This window comes from Dactylosporangium sucinum (assembly GCF_014647515.1).
GTDB lineage: Bacteria > Actinomycetota > Actinomycetes > Mycobacteriales > Micromonosporaceae > Dactylosporangium > Dactylosporangium sucinum.
Genome location: NZ_BMPI01000120.1, coordinates 2,420 through 18,454, shown reverse-complemented (window position 1 = coordinate 18,454; position 16,035 = coordinate 2,420). Strand labels below are relative to the sequence as shown.

Genomic DNA, 16,035 nt, shown 5'->3' with positions numbered 1-16,035 from the left:
GCGGCAGCTCGCTGGGCCGGGACCGGGCGAGACCGTGCCGGAGCTGGTTCGGGCCGCGCGGCAGCTCGCTGGGCCGGCATCGAGCGAGACCGTGCCGGCGTCGGCCACGGCGGGCCCGGACGAGTCTCTGGCCGGACCGATGAGTTCGGGGACCTCGGAGCGTTGTACGGCACATGGCGAACGAACACGAGCTCCTGCTCCAGGCCAACGGCGTCACCCTGTGCGCCGAGACGTTCGGGGAGCCGGGCGATCCGGCGGTCCTCCTCGTCCACGGCGCGGCGGCCTCGATGCTGTGGTGGGAGGACGAGCTGTGCGAGCGGATCGCGTCGGGCGGCCGGCGCGTGATCCGCTTCGACAACCGGGACACGGGGCGCTCGGTCAGCTACCCGCCGGGGCGCCCGGCGTATGCGCTGCGCGATCTGGCCGACGACGCTGTGGGAGTCCTCGACGCCCTCGGGATCCGCCGCGCCCACCTGGTCGGCCGCTCGATGGCCGGCGCGATCGTAGCCCTGGCGGCCTGGTCCCACCCGGATCGGGTGGTGTCGCTGACCCTGGTGTCGACGACGCCGGGCGATCCTGAGCTGCCGGGGATGGAGGAGTCGTTCCTGTCGTACGTCGGTGGTCCCGGCCCTGACCCGTCGGACCCCGCGGCGGTGGTGGACTTCGTCGTGGGGCTGATCGGCGCGTACGCGGGCGGCACCTTCGACGAGCAGGCTACCCGCGTCCTGGTCGAGCACGACGTCGCCCGCACGGCCAACGTCGCCTCCTGCCTGACCAACCACTTCCTGCTGGACCCGTCCGTGCCCGAGGGGTTCACCCTGCGCGACCTGACCCTGCCGGCCCTGGTCGTGCACGGCGACCGCGACCCGGTGTTCCCGCTGCCGCACGCGGAGGCCCTGCGGGCGGCCCTGCCGTCCGCCGAGCTGCTCGTGCTGGCGGACACCGGGCACGAACTTCCGAGGCGTACCTGGGACACCTTCGTCCCGGCCCTGCTCGCCCATACGGCGACGCCCGAAGCGTGAGGCGGCGGCCAGGCCAAACCGGTCCTGGCCGCCCCCGTGCCCCACGCCCGCCCTGCCGAGGTAGTTCACGCGGACGAGACCCGCGGGTCGCGAAAGCGAGCCGCAGCGGACGCCCGGCCGGCTGTCCCCAGAACGGGGCAGCGCGCCGGAGCGGACGCCCTGCCGGTTGTCCCGGAACGGGGCAGCGCGCCGGAGCGGACGCCCTGCCGGTTGTCCCGGAACGGGGCAGCGCGCCGGAGCGGACGTCAGGACTTGCGGGGCTCGCCGCGGTACGTGCCGAAGGACCACAGGTTGCCCTCCGGGTCGCGCACCGCGAAGCCTCGGGAGCCGTAGTCCGTGTCGGTCATCTCGTCGATGATCTCGGCGCCCGCTGACCTCGCGCGGGCGTAGAGGGCGTCCGGGTCGTTGCAGACCACGTATGCGCCGAACGTTCCAGGGGTCAGCTTCCAGGGGCCCGACTCGCGGTCGCTGCCCAGCATGATGCCGCCGCCCAGCGGCCAGCTCAACTGCGCGTGTTCCACCGTACCTTCGGTGCCGTACACCGCCGTCTCCTCGAAGCCGAACACGTCGACGAGGAAGCGGATCAGGGCCGGAGCGTCCTTGGCCCGCAGGGTGGGCCACACCTGCGGCTCCGGGATGTTGTCATTCGTCATACCCGCGAGTCTGCCGGGGTCAGGTCCTCAGGGGCTTGGACGTTTCGGAACTCCGCGGCCCACCAGCGGGCCGGGGGCAGGCCGGCCAGCGCCGTGAACTCCCTCGTCAGGTGGGCCTGGTCGTAGTAGCCGCAGTCGGCGGCCAACGACGCCAGGCCGTAGGAGCCGTGGTGGGCGATCAGCAGGCGGCGGGCCCGGTCGAAGCGGGCCACCCGCGCCGCCACCTTCGGGGCGAGGCCGATCTCGACGCCGAAGCGGCGGCTGAGGTACCGCTGACTCCACCCGATCTCCCGGGTGAGCTCGGACAACGCGACCGGCCCGTCCGGGGCGCACAGCCTCCGCCACGCGTGGCGGACCTCTGGCGGGGGCAGCGCGGCCGGGTTCGCCCGCCGGGCCAGCATCTCGTCGACGATCCGGAACCGCGCCACCCACGTCGGCGCCGCGGCCACCCGTTCCCGCAGCTCGGCGGCGAACGATCCGAACACGTCCGCCCCGTCGACGTCGGCCCCGGCGAGCTCGCCCGCCGGCAGGCCGAGGACCGCCCGCGCCCCGAGCGGCGACAGCGCGATCTGGATCCCGGATCCCCGCCCGTCATGCGTGATCATCGCCGGTACCGTGTGCAGCCCGCCCACCAGCGACTCGTACGAGCCCGGCGGCGTGCGCGGATCGGGGTGCGCGGCGATGCGCAGCGGCTCGTCGATCGTGAACACAACGGTGACGTACGGCGACGGCAGCCCGCGGTGCTCCCCGGGCGGCCCGTCCTGCCGGTACCCGCTGTAGGCCCCGGCGAACGCCCGCACCTCGGGCGCCGGCCGCCACGACACGTGCTCGCCGCTCACCCCACCACCCTAACCGGGGAAACGCCGACGCCGAGCGCCGGGAAACGGGCGGAAACGAGGCGATGAGCAAGGGAAGGGATGCGGGCAACGGGGAAGGGATGGGAACGGGGCCGGGGAACGGCGGGGAACAGACGGAAACGGCGCCGCCTGGCGTCCGTGGAGAACGCGGGGCCGGGGAACGGGCGGGAACGGCGATACCGGGCGCCCGTGGAAAGCGCGGGGCGGAAACAGGCGGGAACGGCGACGCCGGGCGCCCGCGAGACAACGCGGACGCCCGGCGCCAGGTCACACCGGGGTGTTACCTCAGGACGAGCCGCCCGGCTGGACCACGCCGTTCACCGTCAGGGTGTACGGCGCGTACTGCTGGACCTGCTCCGTCGGCTCGTCGTAGGCGACGATCGCCACGACCTTCGGGAACAGCGCCAGCAGGGCCAGCTGGATCCAGTTCAGCGACACGTTGGGCTGGCCGTTGAACTCGAACTGCCAGGCGAGCGAGTTCTTCTCGTCGATGCCGACGAGCTTGAGGTTCCAGTTCTTGACCGAGACCGGCTTGATCTCCGTGGGAGAGTCGAACGGGGCCAGGCTGGACCCGTCGCTCAGCACGGTGCCGCCGAGGGTGATGTCGTCGAGGAGCAGGCCGCCCTCGTTGACGCCACCGTCGCTGACGTACCGGAAGGACAGCAGGATCTGCTTGCCCGCGTACGCCGACAGGTCGTAGCTGTGCGGCTCGAAACCGGTCGTCGTGCCGTTCAGGCCGGGGCCGAGCGGCGCGGCGACGGTCCGGTCACCGGGGATCGAGGTGTAGGTCGTGCCACCGTCGGTCGAGACCTGGACGTAGCCGTAGTCGTAACCGAGCTCGGCGCCGTACTTCGCGAGGAAGCTCAGCGTCGGGTTGGCGGTGGGCACGGTCACCGGGATGACCGCGGCGGCGTCGGTGTTGTTCGCGTTGCCGGAGAACAGCACCGAGTTGCCGGCCCGGTCGGGGTCGTTGTTCACCAGGGTCCACGCCAGCGGCAGGGCCGGGAGCGTGGAGGCACCGGAGAACTTCAAGGACCGCAGGTCCTTACCCTTCAGGGCCTGGCCGTTCTTCTGCAGCAGCACATAGTCGGCACCGTTCGGCGCCGCCCCGGGCACGCTGTAGGACTGCGGGTTCGCGAGGTTCACCGTCGAGCGCAGGCTCTTCGAGGTCACCTTCTTCTTGTCCGCGCCGAGGACGATCCCCCACTTGGAATCGCCGACGATCTTGTCCAGCAGTACCATCGACTGGTAGTCCCGCAGGACCTCGTAAGCGCCACCCTTGACTCCCTCGGCCTTCACCTGGGCGTCGAGGCTGGCGATACCCTGCAGGTCACCGTCGCGGTGCAGCCGCTCGATGATGTCCTGACCGAAGCGGTCGTAGAGGTACAGCATCAGCTCGTAGGCGTTGCCGTAGTCGGCAAGCACCCCCGCACCGCTGCCGCCCTCGCCCCAGAGGTTGAGCGAGTTCTGGGCACCACCACAGTCGCGTGGGTTGGGGTTGTACGGAGTCTGCACGGGCCCGTAACCCTGGAAGCAGTACAGGTGGCTGTCGCCGCCCTTGTCGTTGACCGTCAGCGTGCCGTCGACGTAGCCGGTGAGCGTCTGCGCGAAGTCGCTCAGGCCCTCGTTGACCCACGTCGACTCGTTCGGGTCGGTGTAGTACTGCAGCAGGTGCTGCCACTCGTGCGCGAACGTGCCCTCGTAGAGGCGCGGCCGGGCCGGGCGGCTGACGCACAGGTCACTCGACGGCGCGTCGGCCGGGTTGGCACCGGTGCGGTGCTCCCAGTCGTACGCGTCGATCGTCATGACGTTACGGTCGAACAGCTCGTTGAACTGCGAGGAGAAGAAACCGGCGATGTAGGTCGTGTTGGCCGGGAAGGCGTAGTAGTTGTCGTCCCGGACGTTGTCGACCAGCGTCACCGTCTTGCTGCCGCCGCCCGTGTAGACGCCGCCGTTGCCGTTGGCGTCCGGACCGAGCAGCGCGTTGCTGCCGTCACGGTCCGGCGGGGTGGAGAACGCCGCGGTCTCCTTGGGGTACATGTTGGTGTCGAACTCGTGGATGAAGCTCGCCACCTGGGCGTCCGTGATCGTGGTGGTGTTCGGCACCGCGTTGCGGCAGTCCCCCGCCGGGAACGAGGTGTCGGCCGCGACCCAGACCTCGATGTGCTCGCCGACGCCCCGCAGGACGTAGTCCTTGCGGTACAGCCGGCCCTGGTAATCGTCCGAGCCCAGCCACTGACGGACGGTGCCGACCGGCGGGGTCTCCGCGGCGGCCAGCGCGCGGGCACGCGCCGGCTTCGCCATCTTCGACGTGTCGACCAGCTTGCCGTCCAGCGTGAACTGCGTGCGGGTCATGTGCCGCGTGTCGGACGTCTTGCTCGCACCTGGCGCCGCGGGCGCCTTCACCGGTGCCGCAGCCGCCGGGGACACCGGCAGCGCGACGAGCACCGGTACGGCGAGGACGGCGACCGCGGTCGTGACCAGGCGTTTCCGCACCATGGAGCCTCCTTACGACGACGTGCCCAAGTTGGGCGGGGTGGCCGCGGCCAGCGGCGGGCACGCCGGTTCGGGATGAAATTGACAAGGCACACTATCGCCGCGGTCAACATAGGCCGGGGTCGTATCGAAGAACCGAGGGTGCATTCGAGGGCGCGGCGCGACGGGTAGGCTGCGGCACGTGCCGACCAAGCTCGTCCTCGTCGTGCGGACCGACCTCGACATGGGGAAGGGCAAGATCGCCGCGCAGGTCGCCCACGCCGCCGTCGCCGCCGCGCTGGGCACCCTCTCGACGCCCGGGTTCCGCACCTGGCTGCGCGAAGGGCAGCCCAAGGTGGTCCTGCGGGTCAGCGGCGAGGACGCCCTCCGGCAGGTCTGCGCCGACGCCGAGGCAGCGGGTCTGCCGGTACAGCTGATTCAGGACGCCGGGCGCACTCAGGTGGCCGCCGGCACCGCGACCTGCTGCGCCGTCGGCCCGGCGGCCGTCGCCGACGTGGACCGGGTCACGGGTGCGCTGCCGCTGCTGTAGCGCGCTGTCCGTCAGTACTTCCCGGACCCGCCCGGCGCGGGTCCGGCGGGTGGCCCACCGGCGGTACACCCGGGGAAGGACTGACGCTCGAAGACGCCATCAGGTTGCGTACCGGGTGGCATCGTCCACCGAATACACCCGCGCGGTGGACGGGGTACCGCGCCGACCGGTCCGGCGGCCCTTGGCCGGACGGCCGGTGTTCCCGCCTGGACAGAGGTTCACGGACGGTCACGAGGTTCCGTAGGGTCACAAGCATGGCAGCCCTGACCCTTGCGGTGGAACGACTCGCGGCCGCTACGGTGCTGTCCTGCCACGGGGCATTGGTCGCGGCGAGCGCGATGCAGTTGGAAACGGCGCTCTCCCAGTTGCTGCTGCGGCCCGAACCGCGGATCGTCGTCAACCTGGCGGGGGTCCCGGTGATCGACTGCACGGGTGTCATGATGCTGCGGGTGACGGCGGGCATCGCCGTCGAGCACGGCGGATCCCTGGTGCTGGCCGCCCCGAACGCGCAGGTCGTGCACACGCTCCGTGAGGGCGGCACCCTCTCGACCATCCCGACCTACCGCACGGTGGACGCCGCGGTGCTGCGCGACGCCCACGAGCTCGTGAAGGACCCGGAGCCGGGCCAGTCGACGACGACCGCCTGGCCGATGAACTCCTCGGACCGCCGCCGGACGGCTTAGCGCAGCCCGGACGGCTCAGCGCAGCCCGGACAGCTTCGGCCGCTCAGCGCGCGTCGGCGGCTTCGGCCGCTCAGCCCGCTGCCTCGTCCGTGAGGCCGTTGCGGTAGGCGTACACGACGGCCTGGACGCGGTCGCGCAGGTCGAGCTTCGTGAGGATGCGGGAGACGTACGTCTTCACGGTCTCGGCGCTGATGACGAGCGCGGCCGCGATCTCGGCGTTGGACAGCCCGGCCGCGATGAGGCGCAGCACCTCCAGCTCACGCGGCGCGAGCACGATTTTGCCGGCACCGGGCGGGTCGGCGGGCCGCACCCGGCTCCCGTACCGCCCGATGAGCCGCCGCGTCACCGCCGGCGCGAGCAGCGCCTCCCCGCCCGCCACGGTCCGCACACCGGCGACGAGCTGCTGCGGGGTGGCGTCCTTGAGCAGGAAGCCGCTGGCCCCGGCGCGCAGGGCCTGGTACACGTACTCGTCCAGGTTGAACGTCGTCACCACCAGCGTCTTGACCGGCTCCGCCACCCCGGGCCCGGCCAGCCGCCGGGTGGCCTCGATCCCGTCGAGCCCGGGCATCCGGATGTCCATGACCACGACGTCGGGCCGCAGCCGCCGCCCCAGCTCGACCGCGCCGATGCCGTCGCCGGCCTCCCCGACCACCTCGACGTCCGGCTGCGCATCGAGAATGGTGACGAACCCGGTCCGCACCAGGGCCTGGTCGTCACAGACAAGCACCCGGATCACGCGTCCTCCCTCATGCGACCTCCCCGGCCGGGATGCGGGCGTCGACGACGAACCCGCCGGCCGGTCCGGGACCCGCGGACAGCTCGCCCCCGAACACCTCGACCCGGTCGCGCAGCCCCGCCAGGCCGCGCCCGCCCCCGCCGACGGCCGCTGCCGGCCGGTGCGCCCGCCGGTGCCCGTCGGCCGGGCCGGGCGCGTCGTCGCCGGCGGTGGTGACCAGGATGCGCAGGCCGTCGGGGCGGTGCTGGAGGCGGACCACGGTGGGGCACCCGGCGGCGTACTTCAGCGCGTTGGTCAGGGCCTCCTGCACCACCCGGTAGGCGGCCATCTCCCGACCGGCGCCCAGGCCGCCCGGGTGGCCGTCCTCGACGAGCTCGACCGGCTGCCCGGCCGCCCGGGTCCGCGCCACCAGCTCGCCGACCTTGGCCAGGGTGGGCAGCTCCCCGCGCGGCGCGGTCCGGCCGGCGTCTCGGCCGTCGGAACGGCCCTGAACCGATCCGGCTGCCCGGTCCCAGGGAGAGCCGCCGGATCGGTCCGGGTCCCGGCCCGGGTTCCGATCCGGGTCCCGATCCGGGTCCCGCTCCCGGTCCCGATCCCGGTCCCGCTCCCGGTCCCGATCCCGGTCCTGGTCCCGGTCCCGATCCGGGTCCAGGACGCCCAGCAGGTCGCGCAGTTCCCCGAGGGCGCGGCGGCCGGTGCCGCTGATCGCGGTGAGGTTGCCGGTGAGCTTGTCCGGGGCGGCGGTGAGGTACTGGGCGGCGTCGGCCTGGACCACCATCGCCGTCACGTGGTGGGTGATCACGTCGTGCAGCTCGCGCGCGATGCGGGCGCGTTCCTCGGTCCGCGCGGCGGCCGCGGCGGCGCGGCGACGCTGGGCCTCGGCGGCGCGTACCCCGCGCAGCCAGGCACCGCCCAGCCAGCCCGCCGCCAGGAACGCGAAGAACAGGACGTAGTCCCCGATCCGGTTCGCCGATCCGGCCGCGTGCAGGGCGGCCGCCAGGGCCGCGTAGCCGGCCACCGCCGCCGCCGCGACCGTGCGGCGCAGCCGCTCCTGGTGCGCGCCGGCGCTGAAGACGGCGACGAGCAGACCGGCGCCGGCGACGGACGCGTAGCCGCGCAGCTCCTGCACCGCGAACCCGCCCGCGACCACGGCCAGGCAGGCCGCCGGCCACCGCCGCCGCACCGCGAGCGGCAGCGACTGGGCCAGGACCGCGGTCACCGCGAGCGCGTCCACCGGCCGGTGCGGCAGCTCGCCCAGGCGGGTGCCGGCGGCGGCGAGCGGCGGCACGAACGCGAGCAGGGCCAGCGCGATCCCGAGCAGCCCGTCGCGCACCAGCATGCTGCGGGAACGCCACCAGGCCAGGGCCGCGACGGCGCGGTGGCCCGGGGGCGGCAGGCGCAGCACGCCCGCAGCGTAGCCCGCCCAGGCCGGACCGCCCAGCGCCGCCCAGCCACCGCGCGCGCTCATCGCCGCCGCCGGGCCCGCACAGGGCCGGGGATGCAGGCGCCGCAGCGGAGCGATCCCACCGCCAGGTCGGCATGATGCCGGGGCGCCGCGGCGGCGGCAGGGGCGCGAGAGTGCGGTGCCGTCGTCCGGGCCCGGCGGGTGGTCATCGGGCGCGCCGGGCCCGGACGATGCGGCCGCGCGAGGCCGCGTGGCGCAGCAGGAGCGCGGCCGTCACGCCGCCGACCAGGATGGCGAAAATGCTGCCCTCCGGGCCGAAGGACCCGCCGCTGAGCACCGCCGGGCCCTCCGTGACGCTGCGCAGCAGGCCGTGGGTGCCCGTCGTGCCGGAGACCGTCGTGCCGAACAGGCCCGACTCGGCGAAGTTCCAGCCCAGGTGCAGGCCGATCGGCAGCCACAGCGAGCGGGTCGCCGTGTACGCGGCGCCGAGCATCAGGCCGGCCTCGGCCGCGATCGCCACCGCGCCCCACACCGTGGCGCCGGGGTTGAACAGGTGCAGCGCGCCGAAGAGCGCGCCCGAGACCGTCAGTGCCGCCGCGGTGCCGGCCCAGTCCTGGATCAGGCGGAACAGTACCCCGCGGAACAGCAGTTCCTCGGCCACCGCGGCGCCGGTCATCGTGCCCAGCGTGGCGACCGCCGCCGGGACCGAGCCCCAGCCGGTGACCCGGTAGCCGCCGGCCACCGCGATCAGCCCGATGGTCACCGCGAACAGCGCGATCCCCGCCGCCGTGCCGCGGAGCACCTCCGGCCGCAGGGTGGCGGGGTCGAGCTCGGTGACCGGACGCTGTTCGAGACGGCGGACGATCATCCGGTACAGCAGGATCCCACCCGTCGCCGTCAGGCCCCCGACGACGAGGGCAGTGACCGGGTTGGCGGCCGCCGCCGAGTTCAGCAGGGCCGAGACCACGAGCACGATCGCGAACACGACGAGCAGGACGAGCAGGCGCGGGCCGATCCGTCTCGCCGGCGGCGCTTGAGTCTCGGTCATCGTCGATCCCTTCAACCGGTGCGCGGCCGAGGGTGCCGCGCGGCTGCCGTCGACGCTATGGCCGCCGGCGGGCCGGGCGCGTCACCGCTGAGTGGACATTCGCGTGTAGCTCGCGCGGGGGACACGCAGCTCCCGCCACGGACGCAGGCCACCGGACGCACCTGCCGCACCGGCCGTCATCACGAGGGTCCGCCGCACGCACGGATTCGCGATCCCGATCCCGGCCGAGGCGTCGTTCCGCCACGGGACCGGCCCGCACGGCGCGCGCTACGTCGGTGCCCCGGAAACGGGGCGGGCAGAAGATCACGGCGGTCTACGGCACCCAGGTGATCCCGCGGGTGCGCGACCTGCGGTCATGACGCGACGCGGCGGCCGCGGGCGAACGACGCGACCGCCGCCAGCAGCGTCATCGCGGTCGCGGCCGTGAACACGACGACCAGGCCCTGGTGGAACGGGGCCGCGATGAGCGACGGGAAGAACTCCCGCCCGGTCAGCGCGGCCCGGCCGCCGGCCGGCAGCGTGGTCAGCACGCCCGTCGGGCCGAGCAGGTGCTCCACCGGGTTGCTGCCGAGGAACGCCGCGAACAGCGTGCTCACCGGCGGCAGGGACGCCACGTCGGCGGCCACGCCCGGCGGTACCCCCTGCGCGGTCAGGCCCGACGTCAGCGTGCCGGGCAGCGAGCGGGCCAGGCCGGCCACCATGAGCGAGAAGAACACGCCGATGGAGAGCGAGGTCCCGGCGTTCTGGAACGTCGCGCGCATGCCCGACGCTGCGCCGCGCTGGGCCGGTGGGACGCTGCTCATCACCGAGGACGTGTTCGGCGCCGAGAACATCCCCTGGCCCAGGCCGCTCACGAAGAGCAGCGCGGCGAACGCCGGATATGCGAAGTTCACCGGGATGAGCAACAGGCCGGCGAAGCTCGCCGCGACCAGCAGCAACCCGGTCGTCGCGAACAGCCGGGAACCGAAGCGGTCGGAGAGCCAGCCCGACAGCGGTCCCGCGACGAGGAAGCCGGCGGTCAGCGGGAGCATGAAGATGCCGGCCCACAGCGGGGTGTCCTCGAACGCGTACCCGTGCAGTGGCAGCCAGATCCCCTGCAGCCAGATGATCAGCATGAACTGCAGGCCGCCGCGGGCGATCGCGACGAGCAGCGCGGCCAGGTTGCCGGCGGCGAACGCCCGCACGCGGAAGAGGGCCAGGCGGAACATCGGCTCGGCGACCCGCGACTCGATCACCACGAACGCGGCCAGCAGCGCCACCCCGGTCGCGAGCCCGATGAGCACGCGCGGTGCGGTCCAGCCGGTCGGGTGGCCGCCGTACGGCTGGATGCCGTACGTCATCGAGATCAGGATCGCCGCCGTTCCCAGCGCGAACGTGAGGTTGCCCGCCCAGTCCACCGAGGCTCGCCGGCGTTCGCCGACCTCGCGCAGGCTGCGGTACGACCAGATGGTGCCGGCGACGCCGACCGGCACGCTGACCCAGAACACGGCCCGCCAGTCGATCACCGCCAGGACACCGCCGAGCAGCAGGCCGAGGAACTGCCCGGCGAGCGCGGTGATCTGGTTGACGCCGAGCGCCATCCCGCGTTGCCGGGCTGGGAACGCGTCGGTGAGGATCGCCGCCGAGTTCGCCATGAGCATGGCGCCGCCGATCGCCTGCACGATCCGCCAGCCGATGAGCCACAGCGCTCCGGCGGCGGCGCGGAACGGATCGACCGACAGCGCGATCGAGGCGATCGTGAAGACCAGGAATCCCAGGTTGTACATCCGGACGCGGCCGAACATGTCGCCCAGGCGCCCGAGCGCGACCACCAGCACCGCCGTGACCAGGAGGTACCCCATGATCATCCAGAGCAGGTAGCCGATGTTGCCGGGCGCGAGCGGGTCCAGCCCGATGCCGCGGAAGATGGCGGGGAGCGAGATGATGACGATCGAACCGTCGATCGCCGCCATGAGCATGCCGAGCGTGGTGTTGGAGAGCGCGATCCACTTGTAGCGGTCGGCCCTGCGACCGCTGTCGAGCGCGACGTCGGTGATCACAGCTCGTCCGCCAGCCGTTCGAGCAGCCGGGCGGCCGCGGCGATCTGCGCGCGCTCCTCCTCGGAGAGGTGCGTGAGGGCGTCGGTGAGGGCCTGGGTCTTGAGGCTGCGCCGGTCGGTGAGCAGCCGCAGGCCCTCGTCGGTGATCGACATGAGCACGCGCCGGCGGTCGGCCGGATCGGGGGAGCGGGAAACCAGGCCGCGCTGCTCCAGGGCCTGGAGGGTGGCGCCCATGGCCTGCGGGCGCACCCGGTCGCCGGCGGCCAGCTCGGTCGGCGGGGCCGGGCCCTCCCGGTCGAGCCGGGACAGCACGGACGCCTCGGACAGCGTCAGCTGACCGGGGACGTGGGTCTGCCGGAGCCGGCGGACCAGCCGCCCGACCGCCACCTGGAGGTCGGCGGCGACACGTTCGATCGCCATACCTTCAGCCTAGACTGATAAACCCAGACTGACGATACGAAGTACCTCCCGGGAGCGCGATCATCCGCTCGACCGGCAGCGCCGGGTTGCCTCCGCTCGACCGGCAGTGCCGGGTTGGCCGCCGCGTGCCCGGCCGGCTTCCGGGTCCGTGAGCGGCGCCTCGATTCGCTCCGCCGGCTGACGCCGACCCGGCGGCGCGTGGAAACCCGGTACGGCGGCGAGCGATGCTTCCGGGTCCTTCAGGAAACACCGCACCAGCAGCTCCGGCGGCGAGGTCCGGCCGCAGGTCGGGCCGGGCGGGTCGGTGCGCGCGGGCAGGTCGGCGAGCACCCGGAGCACGACCGCGCCGGGCAGCGGGCGCCGGCCGCGGTGGCCGAACACCCGGACCCGCACCGTCCAGTCCGGGTCCACCAGGCGGGCAGGCCCGCGTACACCTCCGCCGGGTGTGCTCGCAGGAGCCGGCGAAGAACCTCGGTGGTCGCCGAAGGATTCCTCGCCAGCCCCTGCACGAGCCGGGCCGATGGCCTAGAAGCCGACCGCCACCAGCAGCCACTGCGGGTTGCCGTGCGAGACGAACGAGGACTGCTCCGCGTAGTCGTCGTACGGGAAACCGTAGGCGAGCTTGTTGATGGCGTGGTCGTGCCAGAACTTCGAGTAGTAGTTCGCCGGCGCCGCCTGGTAGAACAGGCTCGGCGTCGACCACTGCGACTGCGGCAGCTGCCGCACGTGCCGGTTGAGCGCGGCGCAGTTGGCCGGGTCGTTGGCCAGGACGCCGGCGCAGCCGAAGATGTCCGACGTCGGGGCGTTGATGCCGTACTGCTGCGCGTAGGCGGTGAAGTAGTTCGCGTTCACGCCGCCGGCCCGGAACGTCGGATCGCTGCCCGGGGCGATGATCCGGTACGGGGCCTGGGACTGGGCCAGGACCTTGAACTCCTGCGGTACCTCGGCGATGAACTTGGCGAACGTCGCCTCGCGGCTCTCCGCGAACGTCGCGGCGTCCTCACCGACGGCCACGTCGTAGCCGTCGCGGGCGTGCAGCCGCATCGCGATCTTCAGCCCGAACGCGTCGACCCGCGTCGTGTTGCCGTTGAACACCGCCGGTCCGACGGTGAACTCGATGAAGTCGTAGTACTGGCTGTTCGGGCTGCCGACGTAGAAGTACATCCGGCCGGCGGTGTTGGCGGGCATGTCGAAGTACGGCTGCTCGGCGATCGAGTGCACCTGGCCGTTGTAGCTCCAGTACACCTGGCTGTCCGGGTAGCGGCCGTTGGTCCGGTTGAGGATCTTCAGCATGACCACGTTCGACGGGTTCGGGATGCTCGCCGTGTCGCCCCAGAACTGGTCCGGCGGCTGCGAGGTCGGTGGCTGGGACGTCGGCGGCTGGGTTCCCGTGATCCGGACCGCGAACTCCCACAGCGAGTAGCCGTAGGCGGTGGCGCGGGCCGTGCCGTACATCCGCACGTACCGGCCGGAGCCGCTGACCGTCAGCGTCTGGATGCCGCCGGCGCCGGTCGTGGTGGTGTAGATCGTCGTCCACGTGCTGCCGTTTGCCGACGTCTGGATCTGGAACGACCGCGCGTACGCGGCCTCCCAGTTCAGCGTGACGCCGCAGATCGACACCGTCGAGCCGAGGTCGACCTGGACCCACTGCGGGTCGCTGAACGCGCTCGACCAGCGGGTACCGGTGTTGCCGTCGAACGCGGCCGAGGCGGGAGACGCGGCGTTCTCGGTCGACGACGCGGTGGCGGGCCGGCCCTGGGCGGCGTTGGCGGTGCCGCAGCCGGTGCTCCCGCCGAACGAGCCGTAGATCTGGAACTCCCACAGCGAGTAGCCGTACGCGGTGCCGCGGGCCGTGCCGTACATGCGCACGTAGCGGCCGCTGCCGGACACCGCGAGCGTCTGCACGCCGCCGGTGCCGGTCGTCGTGCTGTAGATGTTCGTCCAGGTCGTGCCATCGGTCGACGTCTGGATCTGGAAGGACCGGCCGTAGGCGGCCTCCCAGTTGAGGATCACCTGGTCGATCGTGGCCGTCTGGCCGAGGTCGATCTGGATCCACTGCGGGTCGCTGAACGCGCTCGACCAGCGGGTGGCGGGGTCGCCGTCGAAGGCGTAGCCGGGGTTCGTCGCCGCGTTCTCGCTCGACGAGGCGGTGGCCGGCTTGCCCTGCGACAGCAGCGCCCCGGCGGCGTTGGCGACCCCGACGGTGAACGCCGCGTAGCCGGCCAGGAGGATCGTGACGACCGCCGCGGAGAGCGCGCTCACGATCATGGGCCGGCGTCGTCGGGTCGGTGAGGGTTCGGGTGGAGTGGGGATCATCGGCATCTGCGCTGCTCCCTGACGTGGGTTGGGGCGTCGTCGACCGCCGCCGCGCCGGGTGGGGACGCGCCGGTTCGGGCGGGGACCGGTGCTGGCGGGCGTGGTCTCGGGCGAATGCAAGAGAGCGCTCTCTCAGGTCCTCACCTTATCGACAACGGTCATGTCGTCAAGAGCCCGCACGTTTTGAAGCGGACCGATGGGGGGAAGGGCCTTACGAGAGATCTGGTACCCCAGGGAGGTGCCCCTTGTCCGACACACAGTCCGCCCCAGCGCCAGCCGGCGGCATCATCCGCAGTCTCATCCCCGCGCGGATCGACCGGCTGACCTGGGCACCGTTCCACACGAGGATGGTGCTGGCCCTCGGCACCGCCTGGGTCCTCGACGGCCTCGAGATCACCATCGCCAGCGCCGTCGGCGCCGTGCTCAACAAGCAGGAGACGCTCGGCCTGAGCAGCACGCAGGTCGGCGCGATCGCCACCGTGTACCTGCTCGGCGAGGTGTTCGGCGCACTGTTCTTCGGCCGCCTCTCCGACGCCCTCGGGCGCAAGAACCTGTTCATCGTGACCCTCGGCGTCTACCTGGCGGGCAACGCGCTGACCGCGCTGACCTGGGGCAGCGACACGTTCGGCCTGATTTTCCTGTACCTCACCAGGTTCATCGCCGGCGCCGGCATCGGCGGTGAGTACGCCGCCATCAACTCGGCCATCGACGAGATGATGCCGGCGAAGTACCGGGGCCGCGTCGACATCGGCGTGAACGGCACCTACTGGGGCGGCGCGATCATCGGCACGCTCGGCACGTACATCCTGCTCAACCACATCTCGCTGAACATCTCCTGGCGGCTGGGCTTCCTCATCGGCCCGATCATCGGCCTGCTGATCTGGAACCTGCGCCGGCACCTGCCGGAGAGCCCACGCTGGCTGATCATGCACGGCCGGGAGGCCGAGGCGGAGGAGAGCATCGCGTCGATCGAGCGCGACGTCGAGCGGTCCGGCCAGACCCTCGCGCCGGTCGACGAGGCGCACGCGATCGAGGTCAAGCCGTCGCGTTCGCACGGATACCTGTCGCTGCTGCGGGTGCTCATCACGCAGTACCCGTCGAGATCGGCCCTCAGCGCCACGCTCATGATCACGCAGTCGTTCCTGTACAACGCGATCTTCTTCACGTACACGCTGGTGCTGTCGAAGTTCTACCACGTCGAAGCGGAGAAGACGCCGATCTACCTGATCGCGTTCGCGCTGGGCAACCTGGCCGGGCCGCTGCTGCTCGGGCACCTGTTCGACACGATCGGGCGGCGCAAGATGATCGCCGGCACGTACATCCTCTCCGGCGTGCTGCTCGCGATCTCGGCCTGGCTGTTCGACGCCGGCGTGCTCAACGCGTTCACCCAGACGCTGGCCTGGTGCGTGATCTTCTTCTTCGCCTCGGCGGGCGCCAGCTCGGCGTACCTCACCGTCAGCGAGATCTTCCCGCTCGAGGTGCGGGCCCAGGCGATCGCGGTGTTCTTCGCCATCGCGCAGTGCTTCGGCGCCATCGGCCCCATCTTCTACGGCTGGCTCATCGGCGAGGGCGAGGACCCGGGGAAGCTGTTCATCGGCTACCTCATCGGCGCACTCGTGATGATCATCGGCGGCGTGGTCGAAGCGGTCATCGGCGTCGACGCCGAGGGCAAGTCCCTCGAACACGTCGCCACACCGCTGTCCGCGGTCACGACCCGGCCGCGCGCGACCGGCTGACCGGCGACGACCAGGACCGATCGCGCCGACCCCGGCCGGGTCGGCGCGATCGTGCGTCCGGGAGAGACCGGGAGCGGGAGAGGCCGGGAGCGGGAG

The 16,035-nt window shown here is 72.3% G+C and carries 13 protein-coding genes; 4 read left to right on the top strand and 9 right to left on the bottom strand.

All coding sequences use genetic code 11. The annotated features are described in order from the left end of the window. The first annotated feature begins 173 nt into the window (after positions 1–173). Positions 174–1,022: an alpha/beta fold hydrolase gene (locus tag IEZ31_RS53935; protein ID WP_190257960.1), complete on the top strand. Its 849-nt coding sequence runs from the start codon at positions 174–176 to the stop codon at positions 1,020–1,022. A 245-nt stretch (positions 1,023–1,267) separates the two neighbouring features. Here IEZ31_RS53935 and IEZ31_RS53930 read toward each other — a convergent pair whose 3' ends face one another. From IEZ31_RS53930 to IEZ31_RS53920, 3 genes are all read right to left on the bottom strand, one after another. Then, positions 1,268–1,675: a VOC family protein gene (locus tag IEZ31_RS53930; RefSeq protein ID WP_190257959.1), complete on the bottom strand. Its 408-nt coding sequence runs from the start codon at positions 1,673–1,675 to the stop codon at positions 1,268–1,270. Continuing rightward, complete coding sequence (locus IEZ31_RS53925) at positions 1,672–2,514, bottom strand: helix-turn-helix domain-containing protein (RefSeq protein WP_190257958.1); 843 nt, start codon at positions 2,512–2,514, stop codon at positions 1,672–1,674. Before IEZ31_RS53925 ends, IEZ31_RS53930 begins: the two co-directional genes overlap by 4 nt. A 303-nt stretch (positions 2,515–2,817) precedes the next feature. Beyond that, complete coding sequence (locus IEZ31_RS53920) at positions 2,818–5,031, bottom strand: M6 family metallopeptidase (protein ID WP_190257957.1); 2,214 nt, start codon at positions 5,029–5,031, stop codon at positions 2,818–2,820. Positions 5,032–5,209: 178 nt separating this feature from the next. On the opposite strand from IEZ31_RS53920, the gene pth2 reads away from it, so the two are divergent. Then, positions 5,210–5,557, top strand: coding sequence for a peptidyl-tRNA hydrolase Pth2 (pth2, locus tag IEZ31_RS53915; RefSeq protein ID WP_190257956.1), 348 nt, complete (start codon positions 5,210–5,212; stop codon positions 5,555–5,557). Between the two features lie 254 nt (positions 5,558–5,811). Beyond that, on the top strand, positions 5,812–6,240 hold the full coding sequence (locus tag IEZ31_RS53910; protein WP_190257955.1) for an STAS domain-containing protein: 429 nt from the start codon (positions 5,812–5,814) through the stop codon (positions 6,238–6,240). A 70-nt stretch (positions 6,241–6,310) separates the two neighbouring features. On the opposite strand, the gene IEZ31_RS53905 is transcribed toward IEZ31_RS53910, so the two are convergent. The 6 genes from IEZ31_RS53905 to IEZ31_RS53880 form a co-directional block, all read right to left on the bottom strand. Beyond that, complete coding sequence (locus tag IEZ31_RS53905) at positions 6,311–6,976, bottom strand: response regulator (protein ID WP_229837240.1); 666 nt, start codon at positions 6,974–6,976, stop codon at positions 6,311–6,313. Between the two features lie 10 nt (positions 6,977–6,986). Beyond that, positions 6,987–8,444, bottom strand: coding sequence for a sensor histidine kinase (locus IEZ31_RS57960; protein ID WP_229837239.1), 1,458 nt, complete (start codon positions 8,442–8,444; stop codon positions 6,987–6,989). 142 nt (positions 8,445–8,586) lie between these two features. Then, positions 8,587–9,429, bottom strand: coding sequence for a CPBP family intramembrane glutamic endopeptidase (locus IEZ31_RS53895; RefSeq protein WP_190257954.1), 843 nt, complete (start codon positions 9,427–9,429; stop codon positions 8,587–8,589). Between the two features lie 353 nt (positions 9,430–9,782). Next, on the bottom strand, positions 9,783–11,468 hold the full coding sequence (locus IEZ31_RS53890) for an MFS transporter (RefSeq protein WP_229837238.1): 1,686 nt from the start codon (positions 11,466–11,468) through the stop codon (positions 9,783–9,785). Continuing rightward, positions 11,465–11,887 carry a MarR family winged helix-turn-helix transcriptional regulator gene (locus tag IEZ31_RS53885; RefSeq protein WP_190257953.1) on the bottom strand — a complete coding sequence of 141 codons (423 nt, stop codon included), beginning with the start codon at positions 11,885–11,887 and terminating at the stop codon, positions 11,465–11,467. Before IEZ31_RS53885 ends, IEZ31_RS53890 begins: the two co-directional genes overlap by 4 nt. Before the next feature lie 525 nt (positions 11,888–12,412). Continuing rightward, a complete protein-coding gene (locus IEZ31_RS53880) occupies positions 12,413–14,155 on the bottom strand; it encodes a discoidin domain-containing protein (RefSeq protein ID WP_190257952.1) in 1,743 nt (580 codons plus the stop codon). A gap of 293 nt (positions 14,156–14,448) precedes the next feature. Here IEZ31_RS53880 and IEZ31_RS53875 point away from each other — a divergent pair, with 293 nt between their 5' ends. Beyond that, entirely contained in the window at positions 14,449–15,939 is a 1,491-nt protein-coding gene (locus IEZ31_RS53875) for an MFS transporter (protein WP_229837236.1), read from the top strand. Positions 15,940–16,035: the final 96 nt, after the last annotated feature.

Coding starts and splice junctions, on each gene's coding strand:
- IEZ31_RS53895 (WP_190257954.1), bottom strand. CDS start 9,429: ATGACCGAGACTCAAGCGCCGCCGGCGAGACGGATCGGCCCGCGCCTG.
- IEZ31_RS53880 (WP_190257952.1), bottom strand. CDS start 14,155: ATGATCGTGAGCGCGCTCTCCGCGGCGGTCGTCACGATCCTCCTGGCC.
- IEZ31_RS53885 (WP_190257953.1), bottom strand. CDS start 11,887: ATGGCGATCGAACGTGTCGCCGCCGACCTCCAGGTGGCGGTCGGGCGG.
- IEZ31_RS53920 (WP_190257957.1), bottom strand. CDS start 5,031: ATGGTGCGGAAACGCCTGGTCACGACCGCGGTCGCCGTCCTCGCCGTA.
- IEZ31_RS53930 (WP_190257959.1), bottom strand. CDS start 1,675: ATGACGAATGACAACATCCCGGAGCCGCAGGTGTGGCCCACCCTGCGG.
- IEZ31_RS57960 (WP_229837239.1), bottom strand. CDS start 8,444: ATGAGCGCGCGCGGTGGCTGGGCGGCGCTGGGCGGTCCGGCCTGGGCG.
- IEZ31_RS53910 (WP_190257955.1), top strand. CDS start 5,812: ATGGCAGCCCTGACCCTTGCGGTGGAACGACTCGCGGCCGCTACGGTG.
- IEZ31_RS53935 (WP_190257960.1), top strand. CDS start 174: ATGGCGAACGAACACGAGCTCCTGCTCCAGGCCAACGGCGTCACCCTG.